This window comes from Mesorhizobium sp. L-8-3 (assembly GCF_016756615.1).
In the GTDB taxonomy this organism is placed as follows: Bacteria; Pseudomonadota; Alphaproteobacteria; order Rhizobiales; family Rhizobiaceae.
The window spans coordinates 5809989-5829291 of record NZ_AP023262.1; the positions used below are offsets into that span (position 1 = coordinate 5809989).

The 19303-nt window shown below is 63.8% G+C and carries 15 protein-coding genes; 10 read left to right on the forward strand and 5 right to left on the reverse strand.

Annotation, left to right across the window (positions count from 1 at the left end; all coding sequences use genetic code 11):
• Window positions 1-141: 141 nt before the first annotated feature.
• Window positions 142-1659, forward strand: a complete 1518-nt coding sequence (locus JN302_RS26995; protein ID WP_202329767.1) for a tetratricopeptide repeat protein — start codon at window positions 142-144, stop codon at window positions 1657-1659.
• A 334-nt stretch (window positions 1660-1993) separates the two neighbouring features.
• Here the strand turns inward: JN302_RS26995 and JN302_RS27000 are convergent, their stop codons facing one another.
• Complete coding sequence (locus JN302_RS27000; protein ID WP_202315077.1) at window positions 1994-2452, reverse strand: histidine kinase; 459 nt, start codon at window positions 2450-2452, stop codon at window positions 1994-1996.
• Between the two features lie 571 nt (window positions 2453-3023).
• Here JN302_RS27000 and arcD point away from each other — a divergent pair.
• From arcD to JN302_RS27025, 5 genes are all read left to right on the forward strand, one after another.
• Window positions 3024-4502, forward strand: a complete 1479-nt coding sequence (gene arcD, locus JN302_RS27005) for an arginine-ornithine antiporter (protein ID WP_202307154.1) — start codon at window positions 3024-3026, stop codon at window positions 4500-4502.
• Window positions 4503-4548: 46 nt separating this feature from the next.
• The gene (gene arcA / locus JN302_RS27010; protein ID WP_202307156.1) at window positions 4549-5778 is read left to right on the forward strand and encodes an arginine deiminase; all 1230 of its coding nucleotides are present in this window, start codon (window positions 4549-4551) and stop codon (window positions 5776-5778) included.
• Between the two features lie 28 nt (window positions 5779-5806).
• Window positions 5807-6811, forward strand: a complete 1005-nt coding sequence (locus JN302_RS27015; RefSeq protein WP_202307158.1) for an ornithine carbamoyltransferase — start codon at window positions 5807-5809, stop codon at window positions 6809-6811.
• 3 nt (window positions 6812-6814) lie between these two features.
• Window positions 6815-7750 carry a carbamate kinase gene (gene arcC, locus JN302_RS27020; protein ID WP_202329768.1) on the forward strand — a complete coding sequence of 312 codons (936 nt, stop codon included), beginning with the start codon at window positions 6815-6817 and terminating at the stop codon, window positions 7748-7750.
• A 437-nt stretch (window positions 7751-8187) separates the two neighbouring features.
• Window positions 8188-9357, forward strand: a complete 1170-nt coding sequence (locus JN302_RS27025; protein ID WP_244846703.1) for a porin — start codon at window positions 8188-8190, stop codon at window positions 9355-9357.
• A gap of 40 nt (window positions 9358-9397) precedes the next feature.
• Here the strand turns inward: JN302_RS27025 and JN302_RS27030 are convergent, their stop codons facing one another.
• A complete protein-coding gene (locus tag JN302_RS27030) occupies window positions 9398-10462 on the reverse strand; it encodes a glycerophosphodiester phosphodiesterase family protein (protein WP_202334459.1) in 1065 nt (354 codons plus the stop codon).
• A 159-nt stretch (window positions 10463-10621) separates the two neighbouring features.
• On the opposite strand from JN302_RS27030, the gene speB reads away from it, so the two are divergent.
• Both speB and argC read left to right on the forward strand, forming a co-directional pair.
• Window positions 10622-11572: an agmatinase gene (gene speB / locus JN302_RS27035; protein ID WP_202329770.1), complete on the forward strand. Its 951-nt coding sequence runs from the start codon at window positions 10622-10624 to the stop codon at window positions 11570-11572.
• Between the two features lie 111 nt (window positions 11573-11683).
• Complete coding sequence (gene argC / locus JN302_RS27040) at window positions 11684-12610, forward strand: N-acetyl-gamma-glutamyl-phosphate reductase (protein ID WP_202329771.1); 927 nt, start codon at window positions 11684-11686, stop codon at window positions 12608-12610.
• A gap of 291 nt (window positions 12611-12901) precedes the next feature.
• Here argC and JN302_RS27045 read toward each other — a convergent pair whose 3' ends face one another.
• Window positions 12902-14017, reverse strand: coding sequence for a COX15/CtaA family protein (locus JN302_RS27045; RefSeq protein WP_446720680.1), 1116 nt, complete (start codon window positions 14015-14017; stop codon window positions 12902-12904).
• A 206-nt stretch (window positions 14018-14223) separates the two neighbouring features.
• On the opposite strand from JN302_RS27045, the gene JN302_RS27050 reads away from it, so the two are divergent.
• Window positions 14224-14439, forward strand: coding sequence for a DUF2842 domain-containing protein (locus JN302_RS27050; protein ID WP_202329772.1), 216 nt, complete (start codon window positions 14224-14226; stop codon window positions 14437-14439).
• A gap of 16 nt (window positions 14440-14455) precedes the next feature.
• Here JN302_RS27050 and JN302_RS27055 read toward each other — a convergent pair whose 3' ends face one another.
• Window positions 14456-15514 (reverse strand): polysaccharide deacetylase family protein, encoded by a 1059-nt coding sequence (locus tag JN302_RS27055; protein WP_202329773.1) that lies wholly within the window; start codon window positions 15512-15514, stop codon window positions 14456-14458.
• An 88-nt stretch (window positions 15515-15602) separates the two neighbouring features.
• Here JN302_RS27055 and JN302_RS27060 point away from each other — a divergent pair, with 88 nt between their 5' ends.
• Window positions 15603-16814, forward strand: coding sequence for a GNAT family N-acetyltransferase (locus tag JN302_RS27060; protein WP_202329774.1), 1212 nt, complete (start codon window positions 15603-15605; stop codon window positions 16812-16814).
• 174 nt (window positions 16815-16988) lie between these two features.
• Here JN302_RS27060 and JN302_RS27065 read toward each other — a convergent pair whose 3' ends face one another.
• Window positions 16989-19187: a GumC family protein gene (locus JN302_RS27065; protein WP_202329775.1), complete on the reverse strand. Its 2199-nt coding sequence runs from the start codon at window positions 19185-19187 to the stop codon at window positions 16989-16991.
• Window positions 19188-19303: the final 116 nt, after the last annotated feature.

The window sequence follows — 19303 nt, forward strand, 5'->3', positions numbered from 1 at the left end:
ATTGTGACCCTGAGGGAGGTCGAGTCGATGGAAGAAGCGGGGTGTCACTCCTCGGATGCCGTTCGAGACGCGCTCGCGCGCATCTTGGAGTCGCCTGATTTCGACGCGACGGATCGCATCAGGCGATTTTTGAGCTACGTGGTGGACGAGACTTTGAAGGGCCGTCCCGACCGCATCAAGGCCTACAGCATTGCGACCTCCGTCTTTGGCCGTGACGAGACCTTCGATCCGCAGGTCGACTCCATCGTGCGTATCGTGGCCGGCCGTATGCGCCGGTCCCTCGAGCGTTATTATCTCACCGGCGGCAAGGATGATCCGTTGCGAATCCGGATTCCGAAGGGCTCCTATGTGCCCGTCTTCGAGGATGCGGCCATGGCGCTGGAAGACCCGCTGCATTCGCACGGGGGTGAGTTGCAGAAGCCGGGCAAGATCGGGCCCTCTATTCTGGTCGGCCCTTTCATCGAGGAAGGTGATCTGGCCTCCTATCCGAATCTAGGGCGCGGGCTCGCCAGATCGCTTGTCGTCGGACTTGCCCGCTTCACCAATTTGCGGGTGTTCGGGACCGAGCCGTTGATCGAGCGCGTTCCAGGTCCCGCATCCGGCGGCGCCGACGAGGTGGCCGTCGACTATATCCTCAGCGGTGGAACGACGGTCGGTTCCGATCGGTTCTGGGCCGACATGCTGCTTGTCGACGCGCGCAGCGGAAGAACGGTCTGGGCGGACAGCTTCGAGCGCGGGCTCGTTCCATCCGAGATCTTCGCGCTTCGCAGCGAGGTCGCGAACCGGGTGGCCCGCACATTGGCCCAGCCCTATGGCGTTATTTACAGTGATCGGGCGCAGGAGACCGAAGGCAGCCCTCCCGAAAGATTGAGCAGCTACGACTGCGTGCTGTACTTCTATCAGTACTGGCGGACGTTCGATCAGGACATCGTGGATCGTGTCCGCGACTGCCTGGAACGCACAATCCGGTCCGAGCCACACTATTCCGAAGCCTTCGCCTGCCTTTCCCTGGTCTATTCCAACATCCATCGGTTCGGAAACGGGAACAGATTTGCCGACACCGATTTCCGTGAGCGCGCCCAAGCCCTTGCGGATCGCGCCGTCGAGCTTGCGCCGAGTTCGAGCTGGGGCCACTACGCGCGTTCGTTGGCCTACTGGTCCTCGCGCGACATCCGGGCGAGCCTCGCCGCTTTCGAGACCGCCCGTGCGCTCAACCCCAACGACACGGCGATCGCCGCGGATCTCGGGCAGCGTTACGCCATGCTTGCCGAATGGGAAAAGGCAGTGCCGTTGCTGGAGGAGTCGTTCTCGAGAAATCCCGTGCAGCCGGGCAGCTACAGGCTCGGGCTGTTCTTCTATCATTGCGCCCATGGCCGCTTCGAGGAGGCGCTGAGGGAAGCGCGCAAGATCGGCACGCCCCACATGATCCTCGGACCGATGGCCATCGCCGTCGCCGCAGCCCATCTGGGCGACCATGAGGAGGCAGTGAAGGCAGTAGGCCAGATGATCGCGCTCGACGCCAGCTATGGCGACCATGTGGTCGCGGATCTGGAGAGCCGCAACTTGCATCCCGACCTCATCCGGATGGCCGTCGATGGATTGCGCAAGGCGGGTTTGCAAGGTCGCGATACTGGCTTTCTGGCCGCAGAGTCAGCCTGACCTTCCCTCCGCTGGACAAAGATCGGAACGCTGTGGTGACCCGACGCTTGCCGTAAGTTACGCTGCTCGCGCGGCCCTCCGGGCGGGGGATCCCTGAAAGGATGCCGCGCAGGGAAGAACTGCGGGGGTCACGTCGGAAGCGTCAGAGCATCCAAATCTGAGAGACAAGCGGGAGCCGCATCGGTCGGCACGTCTTACACCCAGCTTCTTCAACCCAGGATCGTGCTCCCCAATCGCCCGTCCGGTTAGAAAACAGGCTTGAAGCGGAGAAAAGTAACGTCGAAAGCGGGTGCCTCGATCGCCTCGAAGCAGCCGCCTTCGATTTCAACCCGTTTCATTTTGCTTCCGGTGCCCAGCTCAGGAAAAATCCAACGTCGCCGGGAACTCCTCCGGGGAAATTGATGATCATGGCTTTCAGCTTGTAGCCTTGCGGCTTGCCGAAGGCCTGGTACCGTTCGAAGAACTCCTTGGCCTTGCCCCGCAATGTGCTCGGCCAGTCCGGGTCGTTGCTGTTGATGGCACGTCCGCTGTCGGTGCACAGATCGGATGGGAAGCTATAGACAAGGGCCTCGAGCTTCCCGTCCCTGACCGCGTTCATGACGAGCCGACGCACCGTGGCGATCTCGCTCTCGGTCACGTGTTGCTTGAGAAAGCTCTCGGCGAAGTCGGCGAGTTCCTTCTGTTTGGCTTCCCGCTCCTTTCTGTAGAGATCGGCTTTCTCCATTTCCTTCTCGAGCAGCATCTGGCGAAGCTGTGACGCGCTGAGCGGGGTGTCTGACTTTTCCTCGGCCATGTCCTTTGATCCGTCGCTGTCTTGCGAGGCATGAAGACTATCACAGGGGTAGTCGATTGCTACCGCCGCGATCAGTCTCGACTGAAACATACGGTTACATACCTGCTGATGACACATCTTTCGACGCTCGCCACATCGACGTTTCAACTTGGCGAGGCACGGAATGATTGCAATCAGGATTGATGGCGATCGGACATCGTGGATCGAGGCGTTTCGCCCGCAGCCGGAAATTAGCCAGCAAATAGCAGGACTTCACATCTCTTGTCGACGCGTAAACACCACACAGCGAACAAGTAAAGGCTAGTGAATAACCCCAAACGACTTGGAAAGATGCAGCATACGTTGAATGCTCCCGGTTGCACGCTGGGCAAACTCGCGATGCCGGCGGCCATGGCGAGGGAGGGCAAGTCGTCCCGGCTGGTAGCACAAACCGCCTTCGATGCAGACGCCAGGGTAGAGCCGCGTCGCATACCCCGGGCTCCGCCTGCGACCATTATCGACCCGGATCATGACAACAGGCTCGCAAGTACGCCTCCGTTGGAGGTGTGTCCGGTGAAAGGGAGGGCATCCAATGTCGACCACATTCGCAACCGACCAGCCGCAGACGACATCCGAAACCGCGCATAAGCTGACGCTCCTCCCACTGATCGCGCTCGTCGTCGGGTCCATGATCGGAGGCGGGGTCTTCAACCTTCCTTCCGACATGTCGCGCCAGGCCTCGCCCGGTGCGATCATCATCGGCTGGCTGATCACCGGTGCCGGCATGCTGATGCTGGCCTTCGTCTATCAGCGCCTTGCCGTTCGCAAGCCGGAGTTGAACGCGGGCCCCTATGCCTATGCGAAGGCGGGCTTTGGTCCGTTCATCGGCTTCAACAGCGCCTGGGGCTATTGGCTGAGCGCCTTCCTCGGCAATGTGGCCTACGCCGTCGCGATCTTCTCGGCCCTCTCCTATTTCTTTCCGGTCTTCGGCGACGGAAACAACCTCGCCTCGATCCTCGGCGCCTCGATCTGCCTTTGGCTGGTGCATGTGCTCGTGCTGGGCGGCATCAAGCAGGCCGCCTTCGTCAATGTCGTGACCACCATCGCCAAGCTGGTTCCGCTGATGGCGTTCGTTCTGCTCGCGGTCATCGGTTTCAACTGGGACAAGATCTCCTTCGACTTCTGGGGACAGGGAGGCGCTGACGGCACCGGCGGGCTCGGCTCGATTCTCGCCCAGGTCAAAAGCACGATGCTGGTCACGCTCTGGGTCTTCATCGGCATAGAAGGCGCGAGCGTCTATTCGGCGCGCGCTGCGCGACGCTCCGATGTCGGCCGGGCGACGGTCATCGGCTTCTGTGGCGCGCTCGTCATCTATGTGCTGGTCTCGCTGCTGGCCACCGGGGTGATGACCCAGCCGGAGCTGGCCGCCCAGAAAGTGCCCTCCATGGCCGGCGTGCTGGAGGCCCTGGTCGGAAGATGGGGCGCCATCCTTATCAGCCTCGGCCTCATCGTCTCTGTCGGCGGTGCTTTTCTTTCCTGGACGCTGCTTTGTGCCGAGATCCCCTACACCTGTGCTCGTGATGGTACCTTCCCCAGATGGTTCGGCGGCGAGAACGCGAATGGCTCGCCCGCCAATGCTCTCTGGGCCACGAATATCCTGATCCAGGCATTCCTCGTGCTCAGCCTGTTCTCGAAGAGCGCCTATCAGTTCTTCTACTTCATCGCCTCCGTCGCCATCCTTCCGCCCTACGTCCTGTCGGGCGCCTATGCGCTCAAGCTGGCCAGGAGCGGCGAAGGCTACGCCGACGACGAGCGATCGCGAACCAGGGATACGGTGGTCGGCGCTCTGGCTACCCTCTACGGCATCTGGCTGGTCTATGCGGCAGGGCTCGAGTACCTGCTCATGTGCTCCATCCTCTTCGCCCCTGGCATCTTCGTCTACGCCAGGGCCAGGACAGAACGCGGGGAGCAGGCCTTCTCTGGATACGAATACGCCCTCGCGATCGTGCTGGTCGCTCTGGCGTTGCTGGCTGCGTGGCTGTTGTGGACCGGCCGGATCAGCCCCTTTTGACGGCGGCCCGGCATAGCCGCCGCCAGCGAGCTCAATGGAGGAGACAATGCGTGAATTCGGCGTGCATTCGGAGGTCGGCAAGTTACGCACGGTGATGGTGTGCAGGCCCTCGCTCGCCCACCAACGGCTCACGCCGGGCAACTGCCATACCTTGCTCTATGACGACGTTATCTGGGTGCACGAGGCTCAGAAGGACCACTACGACTTCGTGTTGAAGATGCAGGAGCGCGGCGTGGAGGTGCTCGATCTGCACGACCTGCTGGAGGAGACATTGCAGGTGCCGGAAGGCCGGCGCTTCGTTCTCGACCGGCTGATCACGGCAAACTCCGTCGGTGTGCAGAACGCCGCGATCATGCGTCCCTGGCTGGATGAGTTGGAGGCCGGCCGTCTCACGCCCCTGATGATCGGCGGCATAACCGTCGCCGACCTGCCCGAAGGCCTCAGCAAGACGATGATGGCTGAAGCCTTCGGCGAGGCGGAGTTCATCCTGCCACCCATACCCAACACCTTGTTCCAGCGCGATCCGTCCTGCTGGATTTACGGCGGGGTCACCTGCAATCCGATGTACTGGCCGGCAAGAAAACCCGAGACCCTTTTGCAGCGCGCTGTCTACAAGCACCATCCCTCCTTCAGCGCAGGGGATTTCAAGATCTGGTGGGGCGATTCCGACGAGCCGTTTGCCGCCGCGTCGATGGAAGGCGGGGACGTCATGCCGGTCGGCAACGGCATCGTGCTGATCGGTCTCGGCGAGCGCACGACACACCAGGCAGTGGGCCAGGTCGCGCAGCAATTGTTCCGCAACAAGGCGGCCAAGCGGATCATAGGCTGTCTCATGCCGAAAAGCCGCGCGGCCATGCATCTCGATACGGTATTCAGCTTCTGCGACCGCGATCTCGTCACCGTCTTCCAGGACGTTGTCGACCAGATCCATTGCTACAGCGTCTACCCCACAGGCGATGGCGGCTCCTTCGAGGTTCGCCGGGACGAAAAGCCGATCCTGGAAGTGGTCGGCGAAGCTCTCGGCGTCGGCAAGCTGAGAACCGTCGCGACGGGAGGGAATGTCTATCAGGCGGAACGGGAGCAATGGGACGACGGCAACAACGTCGTCGCGATCGAGCCCGGTGTCGTCGTCGCCTATGACAGGAACACCTACACCAACACGCTGCTGCGCAAGGCGGGTGTCGAGGTCATCACCATACGCGGGTCCGAACTCGGACGCGGTCGCGGCGGCGGCCACTGCATGACCTGTCCGATCCTGCGGGACCCCGCCTACTGACATCAGCCATCACATCAGGGAGTGGAAGATGAGCTTCAATCTACGCAACCGTTCGCTGCTGACGGTGCAGGACTATACGCCGCGCGAGTTCCGTTTCCTGCTCGACCTCGCCCGCGACCTCAAGCGCGCAAAATATGCCCGTACCGAGCAGCAGCATCTCAAGGGCAAGGAGATCTGCCTGATCTTCGAAAAGACATCGACGCGCACACGCTGCGCGTTCGAGGTCGCTTGCCACGATCAGGGCGCCAACGTCACCTATCTCGACCCGGCCGGTTCCCAGATCGGGCACAAGGAATCCTTCAAGGACACGGCCCGGGTGCTGGGCCGGCTCTATGATGCGATCGAGTATCGTGGCTCGGCCCAGAAGGCGGTCGAGCAACTGGCGGCCTATGCCGGAGTGCCCGTCTACAACGGCCTGACCGACGAATATCATCCGACGCAGATGCTGGCCGACGTCATGACCATGCGCGAGAACGCCGACAAGCCGATCAGCGACATCAAATATGCCTATGTCGGCGACACCCGTTCGAACATGGGGCATTCCCTGTTGATCGTCGGCTGCCTGATGGGCATGGATGTGCGCATCTGCGGGCCCAAGCAGCTTTGGCCGTCCGAGGACTATGTCGGCATCGCCAACGGCCTGGCCGAGAGTTCCGGAGCGAGATTGTTGATAACGGACGACGTCCAGAAGGCCGTGGAAGGTGTCGACTTCATCCACACCGACGTCTGGGTATCGATGGGCGAACCCAAGGATGTGTGGGCCGAACGCATCAAGCTGCTGACGCCCTATCAGGTGAATACGGAACTGATGAAGGCCAGTGGAAATCCGCAGGTCAAGTTCATGCATTGCCTGCCGGCCTTCCACGATACCGAGACGACCGTGGGCAAGCAGATCGCCCAGGACCATGGGATGAGCAACGGGCTCGAAGTCACCAACGACGTCTTCGAATCGGAAGCCAACGTGGCCTTCGAACAGGCCGAGAACCGGATGCACACGATCAAGGCGCTCCTGGTGGCCACCTTGGGGGATTGAACCATGCGCATCGTGATCGCACTCGGCGGCAATGCGCTGCTCAAGCGCGGCGAGCCGATGACGGCCGAGGTCCAGCGGCGCAACATAGAAACCGCCGCCCGGGCGATGGCGCCCATCGCCTCCGAACACCAGTTGGTGATCAGTCACGGCAACGGCCCGCAGGTCGGGCTTCTGGCTCTGCAGGGCGCCGCATACAAGGCGGACGAGGCCTATCCGCTCGATGTCCTCGGGGCCGAGACGGAAGGGATGATCGGCTACATGATCGAGCAGGAACTGGGCAACCTGCTGCCTTTCGAGGTGCCTTTCGCCACGCTCCTGACGATGGTCGAAGTCGACGGCAACGACCCGGGCTTCAAGGATCCGACCAAGTTTGTCGGTCCCGTCTATGAACAGGCCGAAGCTGATCGCATCAAGGCGGAGAAGGGCTGGGTGTTCAAGCTCGACGGAGCGAAATGGCGGCGGGTCGTGCCCTCGCCCCTGCCGAAGCGAATCTTCGAGATCCGCCCGATCCGCTGGCTGCTCGACCACGGCACTGTCGTCATCTGCGCCGGTGGCGGCGGCATTCCGACCATGTACGAACCGGGCAAGGACCGCAAGCTGGTCGGCGTCGAAGCCGTGATCGACAAGGATCTGTGTTCCGAACTGCTGGCGCGGGAACTCGAGGCCGACCTCTTCGTCATGGCGACCGATGCGGACGCGGTCTTCATCAGCTGGGGCACGCCCGAGGCGAAGGCCATCCATCGAGCGAGCCCCGAAGCGATATCGGCTCACAAATTCCCGGCGGGCTCGATGGGGCCGAAGGTCGACGCCGCATGTCATTTCGCCCGGACGACCGGGCGGACGGCCGCGATCGGAGCATTGGCGGACATTGCCGCGATCGTGCGTGGCGAAAAAGGAACACTGATACGGTCCGATTTCCAGGGGATGACCTGGCATTGAGAGCTCCCGCGCTGAAATCCGGGGTTTCGGCGGGGCAAGAGGAACCCGGATCCTCCGCGTCCGAGGCGCGGAGGCGCCGACGCAGCACGCTGGGCCAGCGGGAAGAGTGCCCTGAAGCCGCGTTTCCATTCAGCCTGTTTTGGCTTCTTTGTTGTCCAGCGCCTCCGTCTTGGCGCAGGATGCCTCGGCCCCGCCTACAAGCCGGGGATCGGCGACCTGATGACGACGATGCAACCGAGGCATGCCAAGTTCTTGTATGCCGGCGGGTCCACCGGTTGCTCGCGGAACCGGCAAAAGCGGCTCCCCAAACTCCACTTACGATGATAGGGTGAATCACCCTTGGTAACGGCCTCGTGGGGACTTGGAGTGAGGCCATGACCACCGGGATATCCGACGCATTCGCAGGAAGAGCGAATGCTCATGGAGGGGGAACAGTGATGATGCCGAAGTGCATTCCTTTCGGCTTTGCGGCTGCGCTCGGCGCTGTTACGGGCGCTCGCGCGGCGGATGCGGTCGTGGTGCCGGAGCCCGAACCGATTGAATATGTCCGTGTCTGCGATACCTTCGGGACGGGCTTCTTCTATATCCCCGGGACGGAGACCTGCCTGAAGATCTCCGGCTACATCCGCTACCGGATCGGCGCCACCAATGACGACGGGCTGATCTTCGACGCCGACGGCAATGTAATCGGTGGCTACACGCCCAACTACCAGGGCTTCGCCGGCGGCGGCTGGAACAAGCAGACTCGCGCCCGCGTCAATTTCGAGACACATTCCGAGACTGAATGGGGCACATTGCAGGCATTCATCAGGTTTCAGGCGAATTGGGGCGAGGCCTCCGAGGACGACAATCCCTTTGCCGACGGGCCCGTGGGCGCCGACCAGGCCTGGCTGCAGCTCGGCGGCCTGCGCATGGGCTATACCGAATCGGCATGGGCCGAAACGATCTATGGCGTGACCAACGGCGGTTCGTTCTCCGATGGCGGCCTCTGGTATGGCGATCAGCAGCGGCATCTTGTCCAGTACAATTTTGGTGCCGAACAGGGCTTTTTCGCCGTTCTGTCGGTGGAAGACGACGCGCTTCAGGGCAACGGTTACGTTCCCGACTTTGTGGGCGTCATCGGATATCAGCAGGGCTGGGGTGCGGTCTGGGCGCGTGCCGGCTATGACAGTGCCCGCAGCCCGGAAATCGGCGGTGATGACGATGGCGGTTTCGGCGCCCAGCTCGCCGCCCAGATCAATATTCCCAACACCGAATCCGCTATTCGCGTGATGGGCTGGTATGCCAATTCGGACAATGCCTACGGCACGCAGAGCGCCTATAGCGGCATAAGCGGCGGTTTCGGTGACGCGGAATGGTCGGTGCTTGCAGCCTACAATCACCAGTTCACGCCGAAATTCAGCGCCTCCACCGGCTTCCAGTATTTCAACAACTTTTATGAGGCGTACAGCGAGGAGGGCACCGACCTCGATGGCTACAGCGCGGACCTGTCCCTCGTCTACGAGCCGGTCCAGGACTTCGAGATCCGCGCCGAAGCGAACTACGACAAGGTGGATGGCTTCGACGGTTCTGTGGCCGGCTTCCTGTGGTTCCTGCGGCGTTTCTGAACAGACACCAACTCGGGCCGCTGCGCCCGATGGTTGATATCTACTGATTGCGCTCTCCGTCGGCGACGTCGGCAGATGCGTGCCGCGCGGAAGCCTCTTCGCCACCATACGGCCGGCGGTAGCCGTTCTCCGTCAGCCAGCCGATGGCGGCCGCCGGCTCGTCGGTCTGGATCATCGTCGCGCCTCGATCGACCCAGAAGCCGTAGCTCTGTTCGGGAAAACCCGCGGCGACGGCGAGTTCGTCCCCGCGCCCGCCGGAGAGCATGCCGCCGGTCCTGTTGACGATCGCATAGGTGTTCACCCAGAGGTGCCAGTCGCCGCGGGCGGCGACCGCCCTCGCCCGGGTGCCGAACAGCGGTCCGCCGTCGCCGGTCATCGGCTGGCCCGGTTCGCGCCAGTGGATCAGTTCGACCGCGTCGGCCGAGACCGCGCGCGTGGCAGCCTCCAGGAAAGCGGTCTCGCGCACGGCGTCGTCGGCGATGATCGGCATGAAGGTGACGCCCGGCCCGGCAGCGTCGACGATCCGCCGCGCCTCGGCAACCTTCTCGGCGTTCCACAGATTCTGCTTGATGACCAGTTGGTCGGCCATTCCCATGCCGCGCGCGACCGCCACGATCCCGGGCAGTTCGCCCGGGTCGAGCTTGTTGTCGATATTGACGAGGATCCGGTCCTTGGTGACGGCGAACATATCGGCCAGCGTCGGCACGGTTTCCGCGGTCGCCCCGCCGGTGCCCTCGACGACCAGCCGGCAGGAGGCCAGTTCGGTCATCGTCCTTTCGACGAGTTCGCCCTTGCAGGTCGTCGTCCGGTCGAGCCAGCTATCATGCAGCACGACATAGACGCCGTCCTTCGATTTCTGGACGTCGATCTCGATCATCTCCGCGCCGAGCGCGATCGCATCCTCGACAGCCGCCGCCGAATTCTCGGGAAAACGGGACTTGCCGGCCTGCAGCCCGCCGCCGCGATGGGCAACCACCATCACATGGTCACGCCACTGGTTGGCATGTTCGAGCCGCTCCTTGATCGCGTCGACCCTGGTCTGCGCCGATACCGGCGACGACAGCGCGGCAAATAGGATGGCGAGCGCGGCGCCCGACCTGACCATGCTCACGAGAATCGCTCCGTGGCCGATGATGTGCGATGGCCGCAATAGCCCGGCCCCATGACAGGCACGTGAAGCGGGCGGCGCCACGCGAAGGGGGTCGCAATTGCGGAGGGAATATCGAATAAGGGAGGCCTCGAAAATTATGAGAGGGATTTGTGCATGCCCGCATCGTCCATCGATCACGCCTTCACCGCGACGAAGTCCACCGGACGCGCCTACGACCCGACCTATGCCGGCGCGTTGTCCTTCATGCGACGCCGCTTTACCAAGAACGTGAAAGGCGCGGATGCGATCGTGTGGGGCATTCCTTTCGACGCCGCCGTGACCAATCGCTCGGGCGCCCGATTCGGCCCCCAGGCGATTCGTCGTGCATCGGCCATCTTCGACAATGACCCGCAATATCCGTTCGGCATGGATTTGTTCGAGCAGCTCGCCGTCGTCGATTATGGCGACTGCCTGCTCGACAGCGGCAACCATCAGAAGACGCCCGGAACGATCGAGCGCGAGGCCGCGAAGCTCCTGAAATCGGGCGCCTTCCTGCTTTCTCTCGGCGGCGACCATTTCGTCACCTGGCCGATCCTGAAAGCCCAGGCGGCGATTCATGGCCCGCTGGCGCTGGTCCAGTTCGACGCGCATCAGGACACCTGGCCTGACGACGGCAAGCGCATCGACCATGGCTCATTCGTGGCGCGCGCCGTGCGCGAGGGGGTCATCGATCCTGACCGCTCGATTCAGATCGGCATCCGCACCCATGCGCCGGAGGACTGCGGGATCAAGATCCTTTACGGCCATGACGTCGAAGAGATGCGGGCCTCCGACATCGCCTATGCCATCGCCGAGCGGACCGACGGCAGGAAGACCTACGTCACCTTCGACATCGACTGCCTCGACCCCGCCTATGCGCCCGGCACGGGAACGCCGGTCGCCGGGGGGCCGTCCTCGGCCAAGGTCCTTTCGGTACTGCGTCAACTCACCAAGGTCGACATCGTCGGCGCCGATATCGTCGAGGTGTCGCCTGCCTACGACCACGCCGACATCACAGCGATCGCCGGTTCGACCGTGGCGATGTATTATCTCGGCCTGCTTGCCGAGCGGAAGGCGCGCGCCTGAGCGCGCGCCCGCGAAAATCGATCTCTCGGGCGGAGACCGGCCGGGCTATGGAATTGATTCCGCGCCCCGGCTCGACTATCTGGACACCACGGCTCCCAACGGACGATTGAGATGAAACCGAAGATCTTCATCGATGGCGAACATGGCACGACCGGCCTGCAGATCAGGACCCGGCTGGCGGATCGCGACGACTTGACGGTTCTGTCGATCCCGGTGGAACGCCGCAAGGACCAGGCGGCGCGCGCCGAATTCCTCAATGCCTCCGATATCGCGATCCTGTGCTTGCCGGATGACGCGGCGCGAGAGAGCGTCTCGCTGATCGCCAACGACAACACCCGCGTCATCGACGCCTCGACGGCGCATCGCGTCGCTGAAGGATGGAGCTACGGTTTCCCCGAGATGGACCGGGCCCAGGCGAGCGAGATCGCCGCGGCCAAGCGCGTCGCCAACCCCGGCTGCTGGCCGCAGGGGCCGATCGCGACCTTGCGGCCGCTGATTGCCGCCGGCCTGCTGCCGGCCGATTACCCTGTTACCATGAACGGCATATCGGGCTATTCGGGCGGCGGGCGCAGCATGGTCGAAGATTATGTCGCCAGGGGCGAGGACGCGCCGCAGTTCCTGCCATACGGTCTCGGCTTCCAGCACAAGCACGTGCCCGAGTTGAAGAAATACGCCGGCCTCTCGCGCGATCCGCTGATGCAGCCGGCGGTCGGGAATTTCGCGCAAGGCATGATCACCGCCGTGCCCCTGCAACTCGGAACGCTGGAGCGCGTGCCGTCAGGCGCGGAACTGCATGCCGCGATCGCCGACCACTATGCCGGTGTGAAGAACGGCTTCGTCGAGGTGGCGCCGCTTGGCGATGCCGAGCGCATGGCCGAGATCAATCCCGAAGAGTACAACGACACGAACCGGATGAAGCTTTACGTCTTCGCCAACGACAAGCGCGCCCAGGCGCTGCTGCTCGCCGTCTACGACAATCTCGGCAAGGGCGCTTCCGGGGCGGCCGTCCAGAACATGGAACTGATGCTGGGGCGTTGACGGTAGGGTTCGCCCGCCGGGCAGTGCCGGGCGTAATCAATTCTTGATGTCCCCCCTCGGCCTCCGGTTGACACCGGCGCCAGGATCGGTGATTTTCCGACGCATTCTTTCACTGTCGAGGTCTTGCGACCTGCGCGCTGCCGGGCGGGCTTCTTTCCACGGGCGGCCGTTCGCGTTTGCCCTTCAACCGACCTGTCCCGATGCCGAAAGGCCTGAAGGCCGAAAAACTGGCCTCGTCCTGCTTTTTTCCAGTTTTTTACAGGACCGTGCCCGTCCGGAAAGCAGGCGGCGTCAGCCTCCGGCGGGCACCTTCGAGGGCAGCGGATAGGCGCCTCTGGTCCCGCGCCAATGGGCGGTCGCGAAGATCAGTACGGCCATGGCGGCAGCCTGGTGAAGCAGCGCCCAATGCATGTGGGCCTGCATCAGCAGAGTGCCGACGCCGATCGCCGCCTGGCCGAGCACGAGCAGCACGAGCACCCAGGCGCGCCGGGCATGGGTGCTCGCCGGGAAGCTCCGCGCCGTGGCTATCGCGTGCCAGACTGCTGCGACCAGAATTGTGTAGGCAAACATCCTGTGCACGAACTGCACGGTCTTGGGGTTCTCGAAGAGATTGCGCCACGCCGGCTCGATGACGAAGAGGTCGCCGGGAACGATGGCGCCGTCCATCAACGGCCAGGTGTTGTAGGTCAGCCCGGCATGCAGCCCGGCGACAAGCCCGCCGAGATAGATCTGCACGAGGACCAGGAGCACCATGACGCCGGCAAAACGCCTGACGCCGCGATCCGCCGGCGACTGCGTGTAGGTCGCAAGGCCACGCGCGATATAGGCGACCGCCACGATGATGATGCAGGCCAGCGTCAGATGCGTCGCCAGGCGATACTGGCTGACGCTGACGTGCTCGACCAGTCCCGATGCCACCATCCACCAGCCGATCGCGCCCTGCAGCCCGCCCAGCGCGAGCAGCCCGACGAGACGCGGCTTGAGCGCGTTCTCCAGCCGGCCGGCCAGCCAGAAGAAGACGAGCGGGATCGCGACAAGGAAACCGACGCCGCGGGCAAGCAGGCGATGCGCCCATTCCCACCAGAAGATCCCCTTGAACTCGTGGAGCGTCATGCCCTTGTTGATCTGCTCATATTGCGGGATCTGCTGGTATTTCTCGAACTCCTCCTGCCATTCCGCCTGGTTGAGCGGCGGGATGACGCCGTGGATCGGCTTCCATTCGGTTATGGAGAGCCCCGAACCCGTCATACGCGTGGCGCCTCCCACAATGACGAGCGCGAACAGCGCGACGAGCACAACATAGAGCCAGGAGCGCACCTCGAGGCGGTTGCGCAGCAGACGGTCGCGGGTTTCGGCGGATGGGCGAGTGGTGACGACTGCGGTCATGATGGCGGATTGGTGGACCATAGCCGCGGCCGCCGCAAGGGCGGGCTTCGCGACACGCCGTCGCGCCCAGGCAGCTCTGCGTGGCTTCGCCCGCACGTCACCGGCCTGGGCGCTTTTCCGCCGCAGGGTTCCCGTCGGAAAAACGGTGGGACACTTTTGCGGAACCTGCCTGGGTTCCGGTTGCGCCCGCGATGCGAAACCCTTACGAGATCGGCAAAGGAAGAAACATGCCCGTCCGCCTCAAGAAACTCATCGGAACCGTCCTGCTGGTGGCGCTCGTCATCGTCTATGCGCTGGTCGCCACCATGGTCGCCGTCGCGCAGCTCGCCGAATCCGGCCCTGTCGTCCACTTCCTGTTCTTCCTGCTGTCAGGGCTGGTGTGGATCCTTCCGGCGATGGGCATCATCAAATGGATGGTGTCCGAGCCGAAGGCAAGGGGCTGAGCCGGCCGCAATCCGCTCAGACTGTGACAAGCAGCTTCCCGCCATTGGCCAGCGGCGTCGTCACGCCCGTGAGCATGGTGCGCATATGGGCGAGCCGCTGGTAGCGGCCGTTGACGGAGAGACGCGGCAAGGCGTGCAGATGGTCCGCATGCTCGGCCCGCAGCACGCCGTGGCGGGTCGTCACCGCCGACTCGTATCCTGCCTCGCATGCGAGAGCCACTTCGCGCGGCCCGACCGCGCTTTCATAGCCATAGGGATAGGCCATATGTCGCGGTGTTTCGCCGAGATGCAGCGCCAGGGCTCGCCCGGCATCGACGATCTCCCGCAGCGCAGCTTCCTCGCTCAGCCTCCGCAGATTGTAGTGATGGACGGTGTGGGCGCCGATAGTGACCAGCGGGTGGCGTGCCATGCCCCTTATCTCGTCCCAGTTCATCAACGTCTCGCGGCGCGGCGCGGTGAAATCGAGACCGGCAGAATCCGCGAGCGCGCGAACGGCCTCGCTTTGATGCTCCTCGGCCACCTCGCGGGTGAAGAAATCGTGAAGCCGGGCGCTGGCCTCGCGCTTGCCCGCGCGGGTGGAGCAATCGAGATCGAGCGGCCCCTGGGGCGTCTTCATCTCGATCCGCTCCCTTGCGGTGACCACATCCTCGAGCAGGTCCCACCAGAGATCGACCGTGCCGTCGATCAGCCCGGGGGCGACATAGATCGTTACGGGCGTATCGTGTTTTTCGAGGATCGGCAGCGCCTCGAGCAGATTGTCGCGATAGGCGTCGTCGGCCGTGACGGTTGCGAAACGCGGCCCACGGCCGCCTCGTTTCAGGCGATCGATGGCCTCGTCCAGGCCGATGAAGACATAGCCGCTCCGCTTCATGTCGGCGATCAGCACGTCGAGAAAGGCCGGCGATATGCTCAGATGGTCGTTGATGGCAAGCGGTTTGCCCGGCGCCGCCGTTACGCGATGCAGCATCAGGATCACGCCGACGCCTGCCGTCCATGGGCGCAGGAGGGGCGCGATGCCGGTGAGCCTGGCCGTATTGAGTGCCAGCTTGCGCAGCGTCTCCGCCCTGTCGATCATTCATTCACCTTTGGCGACTAAGCTCGGGGATGCATGGCTGCAGGGGCCATGCAATCCGCGCCGATGATAAGGACCCAAGGATTGAAGTATGGTTGACGCTGCGGCGTCGTTCGAGGGCCATTCGATCGAGGTCGGCGTGGCGGATGCCGCATTGGCCTCCGGCGAAGCCGTGATCGTCATCCATCCCGGCGGGGCGGAAGCCATCGCAGCCTATGAAGCACTCTGCGAGGCTACCGTCCATTCTCCCTCCCAGAGCCCCCAATGGATCCGCGCGTGGATCGCCGAAACGCGGCCGGACTTTTTCGTCGCCGTGGTATCGCAATCCGGCGCGCCGGTTCTTGCGCTGGCGGCTGAAGTCGTCGCGTCCGGTCCGTTCCGCCTCGCCCGTTTCATGGGCGGTCACCACGCCAATGGCAATTTTTGCCCGTTTGCGGCCTCGAGCGGTCGCTTGTCGCTCGCAGTGCTTCGGCGACTGGTCGCGGCAATCGGCCGGGCGAGGCCCGACATCGATCTGCTTTCGCTGGAGCGCATGGCCGGCGAGATCGGGGACCTGCCCAACCCGCTCCTGGCGCTGCCAAACCGGCCGAGCCCCAATCTGGCGCTGGCCGTCGGCTTGACCGGCGGCTTCGATGCCGTGCTCGATCGTGCCGGCAGCAGGCGGAAGCGCAAGAGGAACCGGGCCCAGGCGCGCAAGCTCGCAGCCGCCGGCGGTTACCGCTTCATCAGGGCCTCGAGCCAGATGGAGGCGGCAAGGCTGCTCGACGCCTTTTTTTCGATGAAGCGGGAGCAGTTCCGCAAGATGGGCGTCGGCGACGTCTTCGCCGATGCCGAGATCCGCGGCTTCTTCGGCCGCCTCTTCTCGGAATCCCTCGCCACAGATCCGCCGGTCTTTCAGCTCGACGGACTCGAGGTCGGCGGCAAGCTCCGCGCCGTAACCGGCGCGAGCCGCTGCGGCAGCCGCTTGATCTGCGAATTCGGGGCGATAATCGACGACGAGCTCGCAATCCACAGCCCCGGCGATTTCCTCTTCTTCAACAACATCGCCGTGGCTTGCGCCGAGGGGCTGGAGGTCTACGATTTCAGTGTCGGCGACGAGCCCTACAAACGGCTGTGGTGCGACACGGAGATCGTCCATCACGACGTCATCGTACCGCTCAGCGCCAGGGGAACGCTGCTAGCACTCGCCACCCACGCGAAGAACCGCCTCAAGGCGATCGTCAAGGGCAATCGTTACCTCTGGCGACTGGCCAAGGCGCTGCGCCGACGCAAGGCTGGACGGGAAGTGAATGGTGAATGGTGAATGGTGAATGGTGAATGGTGAATGGTGAATGGTGAATGGTGAATGGAAATATCTCAGTAGATCGGACCGCGCAACTCTTGAATTCACCCCGATACTTGTTTTACCGCGTCTCATTCGATTGGTGAACTTCACTAAACTGATCTACCATTCACCACTCCACCATTCACCAACACATCACGCGGCCGATCGGCCCGGCACGGGCGCGGAAGGCGGCTTGTAGCCCAGGGGCGTGACCAGGGTGGGCTTGCCGTAGCCGACCGCCTCGAGTTCCGCCGCCGCTTCGGCCACGGCCTTGTCGGCGGGCTCGATCACGCTCACCATCACTTCGGTCGCGGATGAGACGAGGCGCCGGATCTCCTCGGCGTCGGCCGGGCCGCATTCGACCACCACCACGTCATAGGCCGTGGTCAGGGAATTCATGATGATCGGCAGGCGGTCGGCGGCACGCATGGCGCGCGCCGGGTCGGCCGTGCCCGGCGGAATGACGTGGCAGTCCGAATAGAGATCGGCATGGATGACATCGGTGAACTGGGCCTCGGATGCCAGAAGATTGGTGATGCCGCGATAGACGCCGCTTTCGAGCATCGGACGCGAGGCCGCGCCGGATGCGGTAAGGTCGAGCAGGAGCACCCGCAGCCCGGCATCGGCAACCTCGCGCGCCACCAGTACGGCCGTCGCGGCCGCCTCGTCGCCCTCCGGCGAGACGAAGATAGCACGCGTCGCGCCGCCCGCGATAAGCTTTTCGGCGGCCCGCTCGATCGAGACCTCGCCGAGCGTCGGAGGAGGCTGCGGCGGCAGTTCTGCCAGCAGGCTCGGATGCAGTTCCGGAGACGGCTTGGGTTTCGGGGTGGCGGGTGCGGACGGCTCGGCACGAGGCTCCGCGACCACGACGTTGGGTTCCGGAACGGGAAGTTCGGCCGAGGACGGCATCTCCACCTGCCCCACCGGCTCGACCACCGCGCCGGGCGCCGGGCGCATCGCGCGGCCGCTGAACAGTTCCTGCAGCAAGGTCACGATCGCCGTGATCAGCAGCGAGCCGACGAAAGCGGCGCCGACGATCGGCAGGATCTTCGGGAAATAGGGTTCGGATGGAACGATCGCCCGGGAGAAGACGCGCGCGTCGACCGGCAGGTAGCTGCGATCCGTGCGCGACGAGGCCTCGCGGTAGCGCGCGAGATAGGATTCGAGCAACTGGCGTTGCGCCGCCGCCTCCCGTTCCAGCGCCCGCAGTTCCACCTCCTGGTCGCCGGCGCGGGCGGAGGCGGCCTTGAGCGAGTTCAGGTCGCCGGTGAGTTGCTGTTCGCGCAATTGCGCGGTCTTGGCTTCGGTCTGCAGGCCCTTCAGGATCTTCTCCGCTTCGTTGCGGATCTGGCGATCGAGGTCGGCGAGCTGCGAATTCAACGCACGGATGCGCGGGTGGTTGTCGAGCAGCGTCGTCGACAGGTCGGCGATATCGGCCTTCAACTGGACCTGGCGCTCGCGCAAACGCTGGATCAGCCCCGACGACAGCACTTCGGGCAGGGAATCGAGCGAGCCGCCGTTCTGCAGCGCCGCGCGAACGCCCTGCGCGTTGGCCTCGGCGGCCGCCCGGTTCGCCCGCACGCGCGACAGTTCGGTCGCGAGTTCGGAAAGCTGCTGCGTGGCCAGCACGGAATTGTTCTGCCCGATGAGAAGGTCCGACTGCGAGCGGAAGTTCGCCACCTTGGCTTCGGCTTCCTTTACGCGCTTGGTGAGGTCGGCGATCTCCGGCTCGAGCCACTCGGTGGCATCGGAGTTCGATTGAAGCTTGGCGTCGCGGCTGACAGCGATGTAGGCGTCGGCGATCGCATTCGGCACTGCGGCCGCGAGCTTCGGGTCCTCGGAGGAGAATTCGATGACGATGACGCGCGAGCGCTCGACACGGTAGACATAGAGCTTCTCGCGCATGGCCTTCAGCACGCGCTCTTCCGCCGGAATCTCGCTGGGGTCGGTGCGCAGCCCGGTCAACACCAGCAGGCGCCCGACCAGCGACATGTTGGCCGCCGGGTCGAACTCGGGCCGCTTTGCCAGTTCGAGCTTCTGCGCCACCTGCATCAATATGTCGGTCGAGCCGATGACCTCGACCTGGCTGGTCACCCCTTCCTCGTCCAGGACAGGGTTGGTGTTGTTCTCCCCGCCCTCGACGGCCGGGCGCGTGAAGACGGATTCGCGCGTCTCGATGAGGATCCGCGTCTCGGCCCGGTAATGCGGCGTCGCCATCCAGGCGAGCACGAAGGCAAGGCCCGTGACGATCAGCGACACGACGGCGATGCGGCGCCATTCCCGGACGAGGCTGGCAAACAGCCTGCCCAGATCGACGTCGACATCATTGATTGCCGTTTGAATGCCGGTCATGCATCCACTCCACACAAGAACCGGTCACATGGTAAACAACCATGGTAACCCAGCCGTTAACCCGCGCCGATCGTGCCAGCCGCGGTTGCAGCCGGCTTCTCGACCACACGTCGCCG